Consider the following 17,946-nt stretch of genomic DNA (forward strand, 5'->3'; position numbering starts at 1 on the left):
AGCTAGGTTCCCAACATTCTCTTGGCCATTCTCCTTTTTAAAATGTAATTATATATCGGATAGATCAGCACCGAAATCAAAATAATCAAAGTTCCCAAATAAAACCCTCCGGTCATTTTTTCCCTTTCTCCCAAAATCAACACCGCCAGGATAATCCCGTAGACAGGCTCAAGATTCACTGTCAGGTTGACTGCAAAAGCGGTAATCCTCCGCATCAGTTCAACCGAAACAGAAAAGGCATATACTGTACAGATTCCACTCAAAATCAACAACCACAGCCAATCCATTGGTGCAGGGATAAGCTGAAGCCCATTTTCGGCAAAGAAAAAAGCATAGACCGGTAGCATCATGAATGCGAAAACACAAGCTCCAAGCATCTCATAGAATGTCAGGACATATGGACTGTGTCTTTTGGTAAGCCTTCCGTTGATGACCGAAAACAATGCCCCCATCAGCGCCGCACCGATCGCCATCGACAATCCCAACCAATATCCCCACTCAAATCTGAAAATCACATAGATCCCCGATATCACCAGCAGTCCCAAAAAAACTTCAAATCCTTTGATCTTTTTCTTGTTGATGATAGGCTCGAGAAAAGCCGTCCAAAGGGAAGTCGTCGCCATCCCGGCCAAGCAAACTGAGGCTGTAGAAACCCTCGCTGCCCAGAAAAACAGAATCCAATGAATCGAGATCAAGAATCCTGTACCGATAATCTTAATCAGTTCGGATCTGGAAACTCTGATGGAGGTTTTTTTCCAAAGGAAAATAAGTCCCAACATGGCTGAAGCAATCAGTGTCCGGTAAAACACCAATTCAATAGAAGCAATACTGATCAATATCCCGAGAATGGCTGTAATACTCCAGATTGCTACGATAAAATGGAGCATGAGGTAGTCCTTGGCAGTGGCGTGTTCCGACATACTACCTTGGAACTGTTTTATACAAAACCAACCCTGTTGCCGCAAAAACGATATTTGGGATCCATACAGCTAAAATCGGATAGGCCGTGCCTGCCTCGGCGAAAGTCCTGGAAAGCAAAAACATGATGATATATACAAAGGCCAACATGAATCCCAGAGCAATCTGAAAACCTGAACCTCCGCGTGTTTTTCTGGAAGAAACGATGACTCCAATAAAGGTCAGGATCACTGCCGCAAAAGGAGACATGAACCGGACATATTTTTCGATTTTATAAAAATTGACATTGTCTGCCCCCCTTTCTTCTAAAATTTTAATCTGCCTACTAAGGGCAGGAAGTTTAAGCGTTTCGTGGTGATTGGTCGGTAGGTCAAAGTCATTAGGTGTGATAGACAATAAGGTGTCCAAAGACTCGCCTACGGTGTAGTGCTCACCGCCGTCATGAAGCACCCTCATTCTCCAATTTTTCGCAGACCAAGTATTGATGGCTGTGTCCCACACGATTCTGTCGGCAGATAACTTGGCGATCAATTTCCCTTCCCGGATTTCTTCCAGAGTAAAATTATATCCGGTATTGCCGGAAGTGTAGTATCGAGAGATGTAGGCGTAAATATCCGGGGCTACTTTAATATGAATATTTTGTTGGGTAAAAAACTTATCATCCTCTAGCCACCTTGATTTGAATTCTGTCACCCCCGCAGTAGCTCCAGGAAGGATCCAACCATTCATCAGGAAACTCACAATTCCGATCATGGAAGCTGAAAACAGAAAAGGATAAAGCATCCTCACAAAGCTCGTCCCGCTGCTCAAAATGGCAATGATCTCTGTTCTTCCGGCCATTTTGGAAGTGATAAAAATGACAGAAATAAAGACAGTGATCGGAGTAAGGAGGTTATTAAGGTAAAGCCCATAGTTTCCCAAATATCTCAGAATGTCTTTGGCAGGGACTTTATTGCGGATAAATGCATCGTTTTTCTCGGTGAAGTCCAACACCAATACAATCATGATCAGCATCAAAACCACAAAGAAATAGGTTTTGAGAAAATCTTTGATGATGAGCTTGTCGAGAATTTTCATGTTTATAACCTTCTGCTTACTTTTTCTACCATCTCATTTTTCCAGGCCAAAAAGCCACCTGACTTGATTTTTTCCCTTGCCTGTCCGACTAGCCAAAGGTAAAAGGCCAGATTATGGATGCTTGCAATCTGAGCAGCAAGGATTTCCTTGCCGATTACCAAGTGTCTGAGATAGGCTTTGGAATAGAAAGTACTAACGTACGAATTGATATTTGGATCAATCGGGCTGAAATCGTCCTTCCACCTTTCATTTTTGATATTGATGATTCCTTCAGAAGTAAAGAGCATGCCGTTCCTTGCATTGCGGGTGGGCATCACACAATCAAACATGTCGATGCCCAAGGCGATTCCTTCGAGGATATTGGCAGGTGTGCCTACTCCCATCAGGTATCTCGGTTTGTCTTTTGGAAGAATATCCGTGACCATGTCTGTCATTTCGTACATCATTTCCACAGGCTCTCCTACCGAAAGTCCCCCAATGGCATTGCCTTCCCTTTCGCAGGAAGCAACAAATTCCGCTGACTGTTTTCTCAAATCTTTGAAAACGCTTCCCTGAATAATCGGGAAAAGCGATTGGCTATATCCATAAATCCCCTCTGTGCTGTCAAACCTCTCAATGCATCTTTGGAGCCAACGGTGGGTCAGGTCCATAGATGTGCGGGCGTAGGAATAGTCACAGGGATATGGCGGACATTCGTCAAAAGCCATGATGATATCCGCCCCGATGATCCGCTGAATATCCATCACTCCTTCGGGTGTAAAGGTATGTTTGGAACCGTCTATGTGGGATTTGAAAATAGCTCCTTCTTCGGTCAGTTTTCTATTTGCTGCCAAGGAGAAAACCTGATATCCCCCCGAATCCGTCAAGATCGGTTTGTTCCATCCGTTGAATTTATGGAGGCCACCGGCTTTTTGGAGGATATCCAATCCCGGTCTGAGGTATAAGTGATAGGTATTACCCAGGATTATCTGAGCCTTGATGTCGTCCATGAGCTCACGCTGATGTACGGCCTTGACTGTACCAGCCGTACCGACAGGCATAAAAATCGGAGTTTCGATATCCCCATGGTCTGTTTTGAGCACTCCTGCCCTTGCTTTGCTGTCCGGGTCGGTAGATTCTAACTTAAACTTCATTCTATTTGAATTGATCTGTAGTACCCAAAAGGCATTAGAGATTTCTTTTCATTTTTGAATCACAAAAATATAAGCTTATTCTTAAATGAATGCTCAATTTGATTTTATATTTGCCCCACAATAACAAGGGGATGTTTATACAAATTTTGTGGGTCGTTTTTTTTGTAAGTCTTGCAATCCAACTATTTTACCTCCTTATTCTATTTGGAAGATTTGCTTTTTTCTACAAAAAGAAGTCAACTGTACCAATCCAAGAAAAAGAACCGGTGACAGTGGTCATTGCAGCGCACAATGAACGTACAAACCTAAAGAAAATCATTCCTCTGCTGTTTGAGCAGGATTACCCAAACTTTGAAGTGATGGTCATCAATGACCGCTCTTATGACGGCACCAAAAAAGTCCTTGAGCAATTGATGGCGGTTTATCCCCGACTCCGGACCGTGACCGTCCATTACACCCCGGGACATGTGACCGCAAAAAAATATGCCTTGACATTGGGTATCAAAGTGGCCAAAAACGACGTCCTGCTTTTGACGGATGCAGATTGCACTCCCAAAACTGATAAATGGATCGAATTGATGACCGCACCTGTAAGGCTTGAAGGAAAAGATTTTGCCTTGGGATTTTCCCAATATGAATCACAAAAGGGCTTTCTTAACAAATGGATCCAATTGGAAACCATCTGGACTGCTATCCAATATATTTCATTTGCATTGTGGAAATCACCATTTATGGGAGTCGGACGCAACATGAGTTATAGAAGGAGTTTCTTTTTGGACAAAAAAGCCTTTAAAGGACTTTGGGATATTGAAGGCGGGGATGATGACTTGTTTGTAAATCTCCACGCCAACAGTACCAATGTGGCGGTGGTAGTCGATCCTGCAAGCATCACCTATTCCATTCCAAAAAATACCTGGGAGGAATATTTCACCCAAAAGAAAAGGCATTTTCATGCCGGCAAATACTACACTACAGGCAACAAACAAAAGGTGGGATGGTATGCCTTTTCCCATTTCCTGTTTTGGGTAATGGGTACGGTATTACTTATATTTTTGGCAATTGATCAAAAATGGGAACAAATTTTGGTCATATTGGGTATTATGTTTGTCCGTTCTATATTAATCACCTCGATATTCCGCTCGGCCAGAAAAAAACTCGAAGGAAAAATTCAGGTTTATTGGTCGCTGGTTTTCGATGTCATGTATATGGGGTATTTTTGGATTTTAGGTTCATTGGGGTACCTGTCAAAAAAAGTTAAATGGAAATAAACGAAAGAGGATTTTCAAGTAAGGCCTTAGAGGACTTCGAACTCATAGACAAAGCTGTTATTGAGTTGGACCAACAGGCCTATGCCATGCTGATGAAGCGGTACAAAAAGGCTGTTTATTTCATGATCCTGAAAATGATCAGGGATACAGATGATGCCGAAGACCTTACCATGGAAGCTTTTGCCAAAGCTTTCAAAAACCTCCATAAATTCAAAAAAGACTACACATTCAGTACTTGGCTATTCCGAATAGCTACCAACAATACCATCGATTTTATTAGGAAAAAGAAACTCAAAACCATGAGTCTCAATACCAGTATGACAGATGATGGCGGCAATTCGGTCACGATAGATGTAGAGGACGATGACAATAATCCTCAAGATGAATATATCCGGTCACAAAGGATCGAGATGGTCAGGATTTTTGTAGACAAGCTTCCTGCCAAATACCGCAAATTGGTGGAGTTACGCTACTTTGATGAATTGTCCTACGAAGAAATCGCACAGGAACTTGAGAAGCCTCTTGGAACAGTGAAGGCCCAACTTCACCGGTCCAGAGAGCTATTGTATGAGATAGCCTCGGGAAAAGAGGATCATATATAGGGTTTATTTATATTTCACTTATAAGTTTGGAATCGCTTTATCGAATTATAATGAAAAAATTTTTTGGAATCTTATGGAAATTGATTAAAAAACCTGGCTTTGACTTTCGTTTCAGGATTGTATAGTTCCAAAACATTTTGATTCAAAGAATACTCAGTGCTTTGATTTACCTTTAATAGCAGATTAAGACTATCATATTTATTGTAAATATCTAAAGTTACTCTGGATATATTGTCTGTAGGATAGGTACTAGGTTGAGGCCGAATTTGGAAGTAAAACGAACTTATTTTTATTTTCTCATTTTCAGTTGAATAAACAGGAATGAAATTTTGACGAATCCAAACTTCAGTAATGATTTCTAAACTTTTCAATTCTGTACCTGATGCACCAAATAAATTCAGGCTGTCATAAAAATATATCCCTATCGCAGGATCTTCGCAGGTTGGGTAAGACAGGATATCCCCATTTTCATCAAGAAATGCTTGAAGCTGCCAAAATTTATTTTCAAGGCTTAATTCGCCTTCTCGTATTTCAAAAGAAATAGGGCACGAAGGAACCTTACTGATACTTTATAAGAGGAAAGGTTCACCATTAAAATCGTTTGAGCCAAGCTTCTTTTTAATCAGACCGCTTATGTTTACCTGCATGCGGTAATTTGCACTTTTTAATCCGTTATAGAGATAGCCATAATAATAAACAACCCCCGCACAATTTTCAGTTAGGGATGAACCGTATTTAAATTGTTCATTTAAAAAACTACAAATCAATCCATCATCACCAACATGTAAAACATGATATGGCACAGAATTATCTATCGGTTTTAATTTGAATATATAACCGGATTCAAGACTTTTTCCAACCTGCTCTACATCTAGAAAGGCCTTTAAATCATTAATTTCCACAAGTGTTTTCCTTTTCTCAATCTGATCCTCATCAAAAATGCAACTACTCAAAAAAACCAAAATAAAAAAGATTCCGACCCGTTTCATATCTGATATAGTTTGATTTAGAATCAATTCGCCACAAACATCGCATTCAACTTAGACTTGGGATTACTGAGTTTTAGAATATTATTTTCCAACATATAATCTAATGTATCAGTAGAAAGTAAACGGAGTAGGCTATCTGACTTTTGTTTGGTTTGCAGCGTCCTGGGACCATCATGCTGCACGTAATTTCTAAATCCGGGAATAAAAAATGGCGATGATAAATATTTTAGCCGGATTTTATTACTGTTTTCAATCACAGAATAGCTTATTTCTCTTCCTGAGAGAGAAAACAAGTAATCGCCGGTTCTCACTTCCACTCTTTTTCCGCCCGGCAGGTTAAATGGATAATCATCCAATAAAACATCTGAAAATTGTATCCGCATATTATTTGATTCGCATGCAGGATGAGAATAAATCTGGTCATCGTTATCTACAAACCCTATCATTTTCCAAACTTTTTCATTTAGAGCTACTTCTCCCGGAACTATTCGATAATCAACAGGACAACTCAAAATCCTTTCCGCTTTTGTTAGAATAAATGGTTTTCCTACTCTTTTTTCATTGGGATTGGGTGACAGAACCTCCCCGGAAATATGGTATAAAAGCTTCATTCCCGGCCTTCTCGGGTAAAATGAATGCCAATTGTAGCAGTCATTCACCGATAATGAATCACAAATAAGATCGGGATCGATCACTGAAAGATTTTGAAAATTACCCGGTGTTTGTAATTCAAAAACAAATCCTAGGCTATCACCCTCGATAATTTCCATATCCAGATAGGCAACTTGGTCATTGATCTCCCCGATAATTTTTTGCCTTTCAAAACCATCATTACAACCGACCAATAATAGCAAAATAAAAAATATCCTAAGGTGTTTCATAAATTATAAAATTTAACACCTAAAGTTATTTACAATCAACAGCTTATAAAAAAAATTATGAGCTTCATTTTTGCATAAATCAATAATCAAAGATTATTTTTTTGTAGAATTTAACTAAGAAAAGGGCTTATTAAGCTTACCAAAAAATACCTTGAAAGCAATTTTAATTTTTCACAGAAACAACTTCTTATCTCTGATATAATCCTCCACAGATTGTGGAATTAAATACCTGACCGAGTTCCCGTTTTTGATTGCGTCCCGGATAAAAGTCGCAGAAATATCCATCAGCGGCGCCTCTACATATCGGATATTTGGATGCTTCAGATCCGGTTGCTCTCCCGGCCTAGGATAGACGTAAAGACCATATTGCTCCAAGATCACTTCAAAATTTTTCCATTTGTGGAAGTGTGTCAGGTTGTCCCCTCCCACTATCAGTCTAAATTGATGATTGGGATGCTTCTCGGTAAGGTAGGTAAGTGTATCAATGGTATAGCTCGGCCGAGGCATGTGAAATTCCACATCGGAAGCCCTAAAATAAAAATGATCGGCAATGGCGAGCTCTACCATCTTAAGCCGATCAAATTCATGTAACAATGACTTTTGCTTCTTGAAAGGATTCTGTGGACTGACGATAAACCAAATTTCGTCTAGATCAGTCCTGTCCTGCATCACATTGGCGATGATCAAGTGGCCGATGTGAACAGGATTAAAAGATCCAAAAAACAATCCTATTTTCAAAATTACAGTATAATTATTTGGCTAGAAAATCCCCTACAAGCCTCTCTGCCTCAGCAAAGGATTTTTCCTTTTCGTCATTTAATATGATGACATCAAATTTATCCTGAAAGGTACTTTCGAATTTTGCTTTGTACAGCCTTCGTGAAAGGCTTTCTTCAGATTCTGTGCCCCGATCTTTGAGTCTTTCATGCAACACTTCCAAGGAAGGGACTTTGACAAAAATCGCAAGTGCCTGCTCCCCAAAATACTTTTTTAGGTTGATTCCTCCTTTGACATCCACATCGAAGATTACATGCTTGCCTTCGTCCCAAAGCCTTTGGATTTCTTCCTTGAGAGTTCCGTAGAAGTTACCTTCATAGACTTCTTCCCACTCGATAAATTCATTGGTGTCAATTTTATTTTTGAAATCTTCTGGTGTCAAAAAGTAGTAATCTTTTCCGTTTTCCTCTGTTCTGCCTCTTTTGTCTCGCGTCGAAGCTGAAATAGAAAATCCCAAATTGGGAAATTTACTTAAAAGATGTCTGACGATGGTGGTTTTACCCGAACCTGAAGGGGCTGAAAAAATGATGGCTTTTCCTGAGGACATGGCGGGTTATTTTCTATCCTGTATTATTTCTCTGATGCTTGCCTCAAGTTCACTTGGGACGGCCTGCTTGGTACATTTTGTTTTGAGTACATCGCGGATTGCCTGCTCGAGGTGAAAATGCTTGAAACACGGTTCACATTTGGCCAATTTTTCATTGAGCATTTCCTTAGAATTGGGCAAGTTCTCCCCGTCTAAAATGCTCTCCAATAGCTGGAAACATTTACTGACATCTGAACACGAGAGTTTCCTATCTCCGGATGGTGTTGAATTATCGTCCATTTTTAATCTTACTTGATTTACTATTATTGAATAAAATTTTTCCGATTTGAAAGTCCGGCTTATGATCCCTCCTCTTCGTCATTGCCATAACCCATAGTAGATGCATAGGAACGCAGTTTGTCTTTCAATAAGTTCCTTGCTCTATGTAATCTTGATCTGACAGTTCCGATCGGTATATCTAGGATTTTGGCCATCTCTTCGTAGGTGAATCCTTCGAGATCACACAAGATTATAACTGTCCTGAAATCCACTGCGAGACTGTTGAGTGCATTGGATATCTCGTCTCCGAGCATGTCCTTGACAGCATCTACCCTCAGGTCTGTGGTGCTCGTATAGTCAACATCATCCGAATTGTAATAAGTTTCAACTTCCTGATAATCAATTTTGGCAGGTTGTTTAGACTTCTTTCTATAATCGTTGATGAAGGAGTTTTTCAGGATCCGAAACAGCCAAGCTTTAGCATTGGTTCCCTGTTCAAAAGAATTGATAAATCTAAAAGCTTTGAGATAAGTGTCCTGTACCAAATCTTTGGCATCATCCTCGTCAAAGGTCAATCTGTAGGCAAAATTATACATAGAGTCTATGTTTGGCATAAACTCCTGATCGAAAATTTTACTCTTTTCCTGTTCGGAATATTTTTTTCTCTGAACTTCAGACATAAGATTCAAAAGTAAGCATTGGAAGAATTTATCACTAATGTTTTTGAATAAAGTCCATGCTTTTGGCTTATTTTGAGCTTTGCAAAAAATAACGCAGAAATCTTACTTCCAGATTTTAACGCATGTATCTATTCAAACTGATATCTTTTTTACCCCTTTGGGTATTGTATATCTTTACCGATATCTTGTATCTAATAGGATACCATCTTTTGAAATACAGACAAAAAGTCATTCTAGAAAATCTTTTTCATGCATTTCCAGAAAAGTCAGAGAAAGAAAGAAAAGCCATTTCAAAGAAGTTTTTCCGAAATCTGACTGATTCCTTTGCGGAAACATTGAAGTTCTACACCATCAGCAAAGAGGAGCTTGCCAACATGCTTGAGATCCATAGCGGAAATATTTTATCGAGTAGGTTGGATAGAGGCGAAACAGTCATCATGGTAAGTGGACATTTTATCAATTGGGAAGCGTTTGTGTTGGGATTCAATGCCTTGGTGGACCCGAGATTGGAAACCATATATTCCAAGCTTAGCAATGATACTTTCGATAGCCTGATGATAGCCATCAGGAGCCGATTTGGGGGAACTTTGGTAGAAAAATCAAACTTCAGCAGAAATTTCCTAGAGAAAAGGAATGTACCAAGGATTATTGGCCTAGCTGCCGACCAAAGACCCGGAAATGCCGAAATCCGGTACAGCGCCTCTTTTATGAACAGGGAAACGGCTTTTTTTGAAGGCCCCGAAAAACTCGCCAAAAGATATGGCTATGCAGTCTTCTTTGTCAATTTGAAAAGGCCAAAAAGAGGGAAGTACACCATCACTTACCAATTGGTATGTGAACCCCCTTATGCCGACACTCCTGCCCACAGTGTGACAGATGAATTTATCCGGCTTACCGAAAAAGGAATCCGAGAGCAGCCTGAAATTTATCTCTGGAGCCACAACAGGTGGAAGTAAACTTAATTTCCTTTGCCCATCCAAAATCCTTAACTTTGAGACTTGTTGGATTAAATTGACGCATGGATTATTTAAACGGACTCAATCCCCCCCAAAGAGACGCAGTAGAACACACAGATGGACCGGTGATGATCATCGCAGGTGCCGGTTCAGGAAAGACAAGGGTACTCACTTACCGCATTGCCCACCTGATCCATGCCAAAGGAGTCGATCCCTTCAATATCCTCTCCCTGACTTTTACCAATAAAGCCGCTGCGGAAATGAAACTCCGCATCGAAAAACTCATTGGACTCGATGCCCGCAATACCTGGATGGGCACTTTTCACTCCACTTTTGCCAAAATCCTTCGGGTAGAGGCTGACAAAATCGGTTATCCCTCCAACTTCACCATCTATGATACCGACGACAGCAAGTCATTGATCAGGACCATTGTCAAGGAAATGAAACTGGATGACAAAGTGTACAAACCAAGCACAGTCTTATCAAGGATTTCCGGTGCTAAAAACAGGTTGATCGCTTGGGAAACTTACCTGAATGATCCTTACATCAAATCAGACGATGATGCAGCGATGAAGCCAAGGATGGGTGAAATCTACAAAAACTACCAAAAACGGCTTTTCCGCTCGGGAGCGATGGATTTTGACGATTTGCTTTTCAATACCAATATCCTTTTCAGAGATCACCTCGATGTGCTCAACAAATACCAGCAGCGCTTCAAATTTGTGATGGTGGATGAGTTTCAGGATACCAATGTCTCCCAATACCTCATCACCAAAAAACTAGCTGCTGTCCACCAAAACATCTGCGTTGTTGGTGACGATGCACAGAGTATCTATGCCTTTCGCGGTGCGGACATTCAGAATATCCTGAATTTTGAGAAAGACTATCCGGATCTATTTGTCGTCAAACTCGAGCAAAACTACCGCTCTACCAAAAATATAGTACAGGCTGCCAACAGCATCATTGCCAAAAATAAAGCCCAGCTGAAGAAAGACATCTGGACTCAAAATACCGAAGGAGACCTGATCGAACTGATCAAAGCCAGCTCCGACAATGAAGAAGGGAGGATGGTCGCCACCACAATTTTCGAAGAGAAAAACAACAAAAAACTCAACAACAGCGACTTTGCTGTACTCTACCGCACCAACTCCCAATCTAGGTCCATTGAAGAGGCTTTGAGAAAAATGAACATCACCTACAAAATCGTTGGCGGATTGTCATTTTACCAAAGGAAGGAAATCAAAGACCTTTTGGCTTATCTCCGCTTTGTGGTCAACCATGAAGACGAGGAAGCATTCAAGCGGATCATCAATTATCCCAAAAGAGGAATCGGAGATACGACAGTCGAAAAAATGCTGGTCGCGGCCTATGAGCACGATATCCCGCTTTGGGATGTGATCCAAAACGCAGCCAGTTTCTTGGGTGGGCGGGCTGCCAATTCTGTGGATGATTTCTGCACAATGATCAAAAGTTTTGGGATCGAGGTGGAAAGAAAAGACGCTTTCGAAGCTTCATCGAGCATAGCCAAGCAATCAGGATTGCTGAAGGATCTCTATGAAGACAAAACCATCGAAGGGCTGAACCGCTATGAAAACGTCCAAGAATTGCTCAATGCGATCAAAGAATACGTGGACAATCCCGAAAACCCGGAAAAAAGTCTCGGTGCTTTCCTTCAGGAAATCGCCTTGCTGACTGACAACGATCGGAATAAAGACACCACGGATGCTGTCACTTTGATGACCATCCACTCCTCCAAAGGATTGGAATTCAAACAGGTTTTTGTCGTAGGAATGGAAGAGGACCTTTTCCCTTCGCAGATGATGATGCAGAGCAGGGAAGATCTGGAAGAAGAAAGAAGGCTTTTTTATGTGGCTTCAACTAGGGCGATGGACAAATTGTACCTCACTTATGCATTGACACGTTATCGTTTTGGTCGGTTGCTGAATTGTGAACCGAGCCGCTTTCTCGAGGAAGTCGATCCGATGTGCCTCAAAGTCAATAAAAGGATGACAAGTGCACTTGCAGGGGCATTGAGGAATGAGTCAAGCGAAGGAAGAGCTGGTTTTGTCGGAATCAAAAACCAAAGCCAAAGACCGATGACTACCGCAAAAATCCATACCCCGAGCCCTGATTTCAAACCCTCCAACACCAACAACCTCAAAGAAGGAGCCAAAGTGGAGCATCCAAAATTCGGTTTTGGACTTGTGAGCAAAATCGAAACCGAAGGAATCAACAGAAAAGCAAGCATTCAATTCGATAATTTTGGAGAGAAGACATTATTACTTAGCTTTGCGAAGCTTCGAATCATCGAATAGACCAATCCCCTCTTAAAAGTTTTTTTACTTTAACAATATTACCACAGGGAGACATTATGAGCAATCAGGAAATTACAGATCAGCATTCAGTTATTTTGAAAGAATACGGAAAAAACATCCAGCGCCTTTCCATCTATATATCCGAAATGGAAGACAGGGAAAAACGCACCCAAAGTGCCTACCTTCTAGTCGAGATGGTCAAGCAGCTCAACCCTTCCATGAAAGCGGAAAACGACCAGAAGATTTGGGACGACCTGCATATCATGTCAGATTTCGCACTCGATGTAGACGGACCTTATCCAAGCCCTCAAAGGGAATTGCTTAACAAAAAGCCAGCTCCAATTGGATATCCAAAAGGAGAAATCAAATTCAAACATTACGGCAGAAACATTGAAAAACTGATCGAAAAAGCAATTGAAATCGAAGATGATGAAGAGCAGGAAGCTGCGATCATTTATATCGGGCAGCTGATGAGGAGTTTTCACTCTACCTGGAATAGAGAAAATTTTGATGATGGAATTATTTTGGATGATATCAAAACTCTGTCTAAAGGGAAATTGCACATCGACTTGGAGAAAGTCCGTGAGATGGGACTTTTTGAAACCAACACACGAAGAGATTTCAAATTGCCTTCCGAGCCTGAAGCCAGTACCAATACCAACAGAAGAAAGTTTACCTCAGGTGGAGGCAATGACAGAAGAAGAAACAATAACAGCGGCGGCCATTCCAAAAAGCGTAGATAAATGTCTTCATTCAAAGTAAAAGGCGGCCTCAAACTGAAGGGGGAGATCGTTCCCCAAGGCGCAAAAAACGAAGCACTCCAAATCCTTTGCGCGGTGCTGCTTTCTTCCGACAAAATCACCATCCACAAAATCCCAGATATCCGGGATGTCAATAAGCTCATTGAGCTTTTGTCTGACATGGGAGTAAAGGTGGAAAGGATCGGAGCTGAATCCTATACTTTTCAAGCTGACAATGTTGACCTGAAGTACCTCGATACAGATGACTTTCTCAAAAAAGCATCTGCACTCAGAGGTTCTGTCATGATCCTCGGACCGCTTTTGGGAAGGTTTGGACATGGAAGACTATCGAAGCCTGGAGGCGACAAAATCGGACGTAGGAGAATGGATACGCATTTTTACGGTTTCCAAAAACTCGGAGCCGAATTCCACTACGACAGTAAAAGAGAGATTTTTCATATCGATGGCAAAAACCTGAAAGGTGCCTACATGCTTTTGGATGAGGCTTCCGTCACCGGAACAGCCAATATCGTAATGGCAGCTGTCATGGCTGAAGGAAAAACCACCATTTATAACGCTGCCTGCGAACCTTACCTACAGCAGCTTTGCGACATGCTCAACCGTATGGGTGCAAAAATCACCGGCGTGGGTTCCAACCTTTTGCATATCGATGGAGTCAAATCCCTCAAAGGAACAGAACATACCATGCTTCCTGATATGATTGAGATCGGATCATTTATCGGCCTTGCTGCCATGACCCAATCCGAAATCACCATCAAAGATGCCCAAATCCACCGGTTGGGTATCATTCCCGATACTTTCAAAAGAATGGGAATCAAATTGGAATTCCGTGGGGATGATATCTTTATCCCTGCACAGAAACATTATGAAATTGAAACCTTCATAGACGGTTCAATCTTGACTGTCGCCGATGCGATTTGGCCAGGATTCACGCCTGATTTGCTCAGTATTATTTTGGTCACGGCCACACAGGCCAAGGGAACAGTTTTGGTGCATCAGAAGATGTTCGAAAGCCGTCTCTTCTTTGTCGATAAGCTGATCGACATGGGTGCACAGATTATCCTATGTGATCCTCACCGGGCAACTGTCATCGGTCTAGACAGGAAATACCCTCTCCGAGGTATCCGTATGACTTCTCCTGACATCAGGGCCGGGGTTTCGTTGTTGATTGCAGCCCTGTCTGCAGAAGGCACTTCCATCATTGACAATATCGAGCAGATTGACCGAGGCTACCAATATATCGACAAGAGATTGAATGCACTTGGTGCGGAGATTGAAAGGGTAGACTAAGGAATTGGAAAATTGGAAGATTGGAAAATTTTAAAGTTAGAAAGTTAGGAAAGTTGGAAGGTTGAAAGGTTTTCTGTTAGAAGACCATTAAATGAAACAGATAAAAAAACCTGAGCTCATCACTCAGGTTTTTTCATTTATAGGAGTTGGGTTCTATGGCAGTATTTTTGTTCAAGTTGATGGAATCTCATTATCTTATCCAATGATTGTCAGCAGAAACCTCACCTTTAAATTAATTTTTTATTATACCTGGAAGAAATTACTATACTACCTGTTTATTTCCACGACGGTTTATGTACTTCATGATTATTTTGAAATAGTAATATTCAATATCCCGAGCTATACAATTGCTGCATTGGGAACAGCCCTAGCCATATTTCTGGGTTTCAAAAACGACCACGCCTACGGCAGATGGTGGGAAGCCCGCAAAATATGGGGACTGATGGTCAATTACAGCAGAGCCTGGGCAAGACAGGTGACAACATTGATTTTCACCGAAAAGGAGGAAGAAAAGGAAAGCATTAATGCATTTCAAAAGAAATTGGTTTATCGGCACATTGCATTTGTCAATGCATTGAGGGTATTTTTGAGGAGAAAGCACCTTTATAACGAAACAAGCCAAAAAGAGCTTTTTGCTGAAGAAAATAATTATTCCGATGCGATACCATTTCTCAGTGATGAGGAATACCAGGAATTCAGAAAGCAGGATAATCCACCCAATTTCCTGATTCAAATGCAAGGGGAAGATCTTCAGTTTGCTTTTAAAAGCGGTTGGATCAGCGATTACCGATTTGTCAAAATGGAAGAAACTTTAGTGGACTTCAATGATATCCAGGGAAAAAGTGAAAGAATCAAAAATACGCCTTTACCACGTCAGTACACTTTTTTTTCTAGGGTTTTTGTCCTTATCCACTGTACCCTTTTGCCCATGGTCTTTATAAGCGAATTAGGTTGGAAGACGATTCCAATAGCACTAGCTGTATCATTTGTATTTCTATCATTGGATCTTATCGGAGAAAGGACAGAGGATCCATTTGAAAACAGGCTGGAAGACACACCGATGTCTTCACTGAGTGTAACCATTGAAACCAATTTGAGAGAACAATTGAAAGAGCATCGGGACAATTATCCACCAAAGTATACCGTGTCAGAAGGAATTGTATTGTAAAACAAATCCTGAATCAAGCATTTCATGTACTTTCAGATTACTCGTAAAATGAGATCTCAATTCTTAGGAATTCCCACATAGTACAGATCAAATCCACCTTTTCCTCCCAGACGGTCGGAGGAGAAAATCATCAGTAGATTTTCAAAGCTTCCATGATCAAAATAAACCACCGGTCTGAATTCATCGCTTGCAGAATTTATTCTTTCCCCAAAGTTTACTGGAGAAGTCCACGCTCCATTTTTGAATTGGGAGTAATACAGGTCATATCCTCCGAATCCCCCCGGTCTGTCGGAAGCAAAAACCAAAATATCCCCAAAAACAGCAGGTGCATGGTCATTGAAGGAACTGTTTATAGTTAATTTTCTTGGTTGAAAATTTTGTTTGTCCTGCATAAAATCGGAAACAACAACTCCCTCAGGAATATCAACCTCATAAATATCGAATTTACCATCTGCGTCCGAAGTAAAAATCAATTTCTCGGGTTTCCCATTCATTTCCTCCGCATGATCAATTGTCTTCCTAAAATTCTTCCCATAAAGGCTTGGGTACATTTCATTGCTGTCTTCTTCCATAAACCTCAATTTTTCATTGGTTTTTCGGGAATTTACAGAAGTAACGCCTTGGGTATTCATAGCTATTTTACTCAGTCCATCGCAGTCGGTGGAGTACAGAAAGACATAATTACCGTTGCTTTCCTGGAAAGAATAAGGGCCACGTTGGTTGCATGGATCATTTATCTGATAAAGTTGCTCCCGGAGTTTTTTGGAATAATCGATTACAGGGTCGTATTTTTCTCCAAAACCTAAATGACCATTTTCTTGATCAAAAGAAAATCCCATAATCTTACCCATCAGGTCAAAATGGTTTCCGAAGCTTGAATAGTTTGAAGAATAAACCATTATGAAATTCCCTCCAATGACATGTAGATCACTGTTCATCTCATCATATTGGGTGTTCAATATATCAAACGAAGTAACTTCCTCAGGGAATTTTCCGGTCTTGTATTTGATTTTTGGAAAGCATCCAGCTACCAAAAAAAGAATCATTGTTATCAGAGCTAAACTTTTATACTTCATGGGACAGATTATTTTGGAGTAAAAAACTTATCAAGAGGTTTGTAGAATCCTCCACTACAGTTATTCCCAAGAGCCTCGCAGCCTGTGGTAACGAAGACTGTTGAATTGTCAAGTAGACTGATAGATGTTAAGTAGGTACCTATAAGACCTACATTGTCGAGCGGGAACAATTTTATAGCTTGGTCATTCATGGACAGACGAAAAATCGATTCCTCTTCGATGAGGACAATGGTGTCGTTTATACTTGATATGTTATCAAAGTAATACCCAATACGTCTTCGGTCTTCTTTGGAGACTTGGTCGGAGTTATAAGTACCGATCAACTCAGGTTTTTTTCCTAACAGGTCGGATTTATAAACCATCAAGGGAAATGTTTCAAATCCCGCACTTGCAAAAGTGATGATGTCATTTCCCACCTGTAGGGATTTGGTATAAGATTCAAAACGCAGTTCCATATTTCCGTTTTGATCGAAATCAAAAGTCTTATTGCTAATTGTGACCCGCATGAAGTTTTCAAATACCTTGAAACCCCAAATAATTGCCCAATCATTGAAAAATTCCTCTTTGATCAGTTTCTGTTCCAAAATTTCAACTTTGCCGTTAATGACGGCTGTCTTGAGCCAAAGGAAATTAGGAGTGTATTTTGATACTCCAGGACTTTTTGGTGAGTCGTAAGGTACCAGCACATGGCCATTTGGATCAATACCTATCTGGTCACCGTACCTAAAATAGATTTGGGTGAAACCAATAAATAATGGGTCAAGATATTTCATCTTAATTATAAGAGCATCTTCTTCAAAAGGCTTTCCAAGGGGCATGAGGATCAGCTCATCGGAGTTGATGGTCGCCATGATTTGGTCTGAGATTGGAAGTCTGTAGGAGAAATTGTTAGGTAAAAAAGGACTGAGATCGTAATATTTGTTTATTCCAAAAAGGGTCGCCTCACTGTATATTCTGGTCTTCGACGCAGCATATAGCTTTCCGTTGATTTCTTTGGCATGTGTAAGTCCTTCTTGGAAACTTAGTGACTGTTTCCAAAACACAGGTACTTCTTCTCTTGGAGTTTCAAATGTGCTACAGGAAAAAAAACAAACAATGCAAATGAAGATCAAAAGAATCGGAAAACGAGTTGCACTTTTCATAATGAGTCTCTCAGTTTTGGGTTTAATCTTCAAACGCTTAAAACTAAGGAATATTACTAAGGATATAAATAACTATTACTGGGTATTTTCAAGGTTCAAAAATTTAGA

At 40.6% G+C, this 17,946-nt stretch carries 18 protein-coding genes; 7 read left to right on the forward strand and 11 right to left on the reverse strand.

What is annotated here, in order from left to right:
• Positions 1-2: 2 nt before the first annotated feature.
• From M3O96_RS02095 to tgt, 3 genes are read right to left on the reverse strand one after another with little or no spacing between them, the layout of a single operon-like run.
• The gene (locus M3O96_RS02095) at positions 3-920 is read right to left on the reverse strand and encodes a DMT family transporter (RefSeq protein WP_249718317.1); all 918 of its coding nucleotides are present in this window, start codon (positions 918-920) and stop codon (positions 3-5) included.
• 1 nt (position 921) lies between these two features.
• On the reverse strand, positions 922-1,995 hold the full coding sequence (locus M3O96_RS02100) for an LptF/LptG family permease (RefSeq protein WP_249718318.1): 1,074 nt from the start codon (positions 1,993-1,995) through the stop codon (positions 922-924).
• A gap of 2 nt (positions 1,996-1,997) precedes the next feature.
• On the reverse strand, positions 1,998-3,128 hold the full coding sequence (gene tgt / locus M3O96_RS02105; protein WP_249718320.1) for a tRNA guanosine(34) transglycosylase Tgt: 1,131 nt from the start codon (positions 3,126-3,128) through the stop codon (positions 1,998-2,000).
• Between the two features lie 131 nt (positions 3,129-3,259).
• On the opposite strand from tgt, the gene M3O96_RS02110 reads away from it, so the two are divergent.
• Entirely contained in the window at positions 3,260-4,396 is a 1,137-nt protein-coding gene (locus M3O96_RS02110) for a glycosyltransferase (protein ID WP_249718322.1), read from the forward strand.
• A complete protein-coding gene (locus M3O96_RS02115) occupies positions 4,387-4,998 on the forward strand; it encodes an RNA polymerase sigma factor (RefSeq protein ID WP_249718324.1) in 612 nt (203 codons plus the stop codon). Before M3O96_RS02110 ends, M3O96_RS02115 begins: the two co-directional genes overlap by 10 nt.
• A 569-nt stretch (positions 4,999-5,567) precedes the next feature.
• Here the strand turns inward: M3O96_RS02115 and M3O96_RS02120 are convergent.
• The 6 genes from M3O96_RS02120 to M3O96_RS02145 all read right to left on the reverse strand — a co-directional run bounded on the left by M3O96_RS02120 (position 5,568) and on the right by M3O96_RS02145 (position 9,130).
• Entirely contained in the window at positions 5,568-5,987 is a 420-nt protein-coding gene (locus M3O96_RS02120) for a hypothetical protein (RefSeq protein WP_249718326.1), read from the reverse strand.
• Between the two features lie 23 nt (positions 5,988-6,010).
• The gene (locus M3O96_RS02125) at positions 6,011-6,868 is read right to left on the reverse strand and encodes a hypothetical protein (protein ID WP_249718328.1); all 858 of its coding nucleotides are present in this window, start codon (positions 6,866-6,868) and stop codon (positions 6,011-6,013) included.
• Between the two features lie 171 nt (positions 6,869-7,039).
• A complete protein-coding gene (nadD, locus tag M3O96_RS02130) occupies positions 7,040-7,606 on the reverse strand; it encodes a nicotinate (nicotinamide) nucleotide adenylyltransferase (RefSeq protein ID WP_249718330.1) in 567 nt (188 codons plus the stop codon).
• A 13-nt stretch (positions 7,607-7,619) separates the two neighbouring features.
• Positions 7,620-8,192, reverse strand: coding sequence for a guanylate kinase (gmk, locus tag M3O96_RS02135; RefSeq protein ID WP_249718332.1), 573 nt, complete (start codon positions 8,190-8,192; stop codon positions 7,620-7,622).
• Positions 8,193-8,198: 6 nt separating this feature from the next.
• The gene (locus M3O96_RS02140; RefSeq protein ID WP_249718334.1) at positions 8,199-8,471 is read right to left on the reverse strand and encodes an anti-sigma factor; all 273 of its coding nucleotides are present in this window, start codon (positions 8,469-8,471) and stop codon (positions 8,199-8,201) included.
• A 59-nt stretch (positions 8,472-8,530) separates the two neighbouring features.
• Positions 8,531-9,130: a sigma-70 family RNA polymerase sigma factor gene (locus M3O96_RS02145; RefSeq protein ID WP_249718336.1), complete on the reverse strand. Its 600-nt coding sequence runs from the start codon at positions 9,128-9,130 to the stop codon at positions 8,531-8,533.
• Positions 9,131-9,252: 122 nt separating this feature from the next.
• Here M3O96_RS02145 and M3O96_RS02150 point away from each other — a divergent pair, with 122 nt between their 5' ends.
• From M3O96_RS02150 to M3O96_RS02170, 5 genes are all read left to right on the forward strand, one after another.
• The gene (locus tag M3O96_RS02150) at positions 9,253-10,086 is read left to right on the forward strand and encodes a lysophospholipid acyltransferase family protein (RefSeq protein ID WP_249718338.1); all 834 of its coding nucleotides are present in this window, start codon (positions 9,253-9,255) and stop codon (positions 10,084-10,086) included.
• A gap of 62 nt (positions 10,087-10,148) precedes the next feature.
• Positions 10,149-12,401 (forward strand): ATP-dependent helicase, encoded by a 2,253-nt coding sequence (locus tag M3O96_RS02155; RefSeq protein ID WP_249718340.1) that lies wholly within the window; start codon positions 10,149-10,151, stop codon positions 12,399-12,401.
• A 56-nt stretch (positions 12,402-12,457) separates the two neighbouring features.
• Positions 12,458-13,144, forward strand: coding sequence for a DUF4290 domain-containing protein (locus M3O96_RS02160; RefSeq protein ID WP_249718342.1), 687 nt, complete (start codon positions 12,458-12,460; stop codon positions 13,142-13,144).
• Complete coding sequence (gene murA, locus M3O96_RS02165; RefSeq protein WP_249718343.1) at positions 13,145-14,452, forward strand: UDP-N-acetylglucosamine 1-carboxyvinyltransferase; 1,308 nt, start codon at positions 13,145-13,147, stop codon at positions 14,450-14,452. It abuts the gene before it with no gap.
• A 91-nt stretch (positions 14,453-14,543) separates the two neighbouring features.
• Positions 14,544-15,620: a bestrophin family protein gene (locus M3O96_RS02170; protein ID WP_249718346.1), complete on the forward strand. Its 1,077-nt coding sequence runs from the start codon at positions 14,544-14,546 to the stop codon at positions 15,618-15,620.
• A 56-nt stretch (positions 15,621-15,676) separates the two neighbouring features.
• Here M3O96_RS02170 and M3O96_RS02175 read toward each other — a convergent pair whose 3' ends face one another.
• Complete coding sequence (locus M3O96_RS02175) at positions 15,677-16,696, reverse strand: TolB family protein (RefSeq protein WP_249718348.1); 1,020 nt, start codon at positions 16,694-16,696, stop codon at positions 15,677-15,679.
• A gap of 8 nt (positions 16,697-16,704) precedes the next feature.
• Positions 16,705-17,838 (reverse strand): hypothetical protein, encoded by a 1,134-nt coding sequence (locus tag M3O96_RS02180; RefSeq protein WP_249718350.1) that lies wholly within the window; start codon positions 17,836-17,838, stop codon positions 16,705-16,707.
• Between the last annotated feature and the right edge of the window lie 108 nt (positions 17,839-17,946).

It is taken from the genome of Aquiflexum sp. TKW24L (assembly GCF_023502205.1).
Lineage (GTDB): Bacteria > Bacteroidota > Bacteroidia > Cytophagales > Cyclobacteriaceae > Cognataquiflexum.

What these genes read in the sequence shown, in the direction of transcription:
- M3O96_RS02095 (WP_249718317.1), bottom strand. Translation starts at nt 920, where the DNA reads ATGTCGGAACACGCCACTGCCAAGGACTACCTCATGCTCCATTTTATC.
- M3O96_RS02100 (WP_249718318.1), bottom strand. Translation starts at nt 1,995, where the DNA reads ATGAAAATTCTCGACAAGCTCATCATCAAAGATTTTCTCAAAACCTAT.
- tgt (WP_249718320.1), bottom strand. Translation starts at nt 3,128, where the DNA reads ATGAAGTTTAAGTTAGAATCTACCGACCCGGACAGCAAAGCAAGGGCA.
- M3O96_RS02110 (WP_249718322.1), top strand. Translation starts at nt 3,260, where the DNA reads ATGTTTATACAAATTTTGTGGGTCGTTTTTTTTGTAAGTCTTGCAATC.
- M3O96_RS02115 (WP_249718324.1), top strand. Translation starts at nt 4,387, where the DNA reads ATGGAAATAAACGAAAGAGGATTTTCAAGTAAGGCCTTAGAGGACTTC.
- M3O96_RS02120 (WP_249718326.1), bottom strand. Translation starts at nt 5,987, where the DNA reads ATGAAACGGGTCGGAATCTTTTTTATTTTGGTTTTTTTGAGTAGTTGC.
- M3O96_RS02125 (WP_249718328.1), bottom strand. Translation starts at nt 6,868, where the DNA reads ATGAAACACCTTAGGATATTTTTTATTTTGCTATTATTGGTCGGTTGT.
- gmk (WP_249718332.1), bottom strand. Translation starts at nt 8,192, where the DNA reads ATGTCCTCAGGAAAAGCCATCATTTTTTCAGCCCCTTCAGGTTCGGGT.
- M3O96_RS02140 (WP_249718334.1), bottom strand. Translation starts at nt 8,471, where the DNA reads ATGGACGATAATTCAACACCATCCGGAGATAGGAAACTCTCGTGTTCA.
- M3O96_RS02145 (WP_249718336.1), bottom strand. Translation starts at nt 9,130, where the DNA reads ATGTCTGAAGTTCAGAGAAAAAAATATTCCGAACAGGAAAAGAGTAAA.
- M3O96_RS02150 (WP_249718338.1), top strand. Translation starts at nt 9,253, where the DNA reads ATGTATCTATTCAAACTGATATCTTTTTTACCCCTTTGGGTATTGTAT.
- M3O96_RS02155 (WP_249718340.1), top strand. Translation starts at nt 10,149, where the DNA reads ATGGATTATTTAAACGGACTCAATCCCCCCCAAAGAGACGCAGTAGAA.
- M3O96_RS02160 (WP_249718342.1), top strand. Translation starts at nt 12,458, where the DNA reads ATGAGCAATCAGGAAATTACAGATCAGCATTCAGTTATTTTGAAAGAA.
- murA (WP_249718343.1), top strand. Translation starts at nt 13,145, where the DNA reads ATGTCTTCATTCAAAGTAAAAGGCGGCCTCAAACTGAAGGGGGAGATC.
- M3O96_RS02170 (WP_249718346.1), top strand. Translation starts at nt 14,544, where the DNA reads ATGAAACAGATAAAAAAACCTGAGCTCATCACTCAGGTTTTTTCATTT.
- M3O96_RS02175 (WP_249718348.1), bottom strand. Translation starts at nt 16,696, where the DNA reads ATGAAGTATAAAAGTTTAGCTCTGATAACAATGATTCTTTTTTTGGTA.
- M3O96_RS02180 (WP_249718350.1), bottom strand. Translation starts at nt 17,838, where the DNA reads ATGAAAAGTGCAACTCGTTTTCCGATTCTTTTGATCTTCATTTGCATT.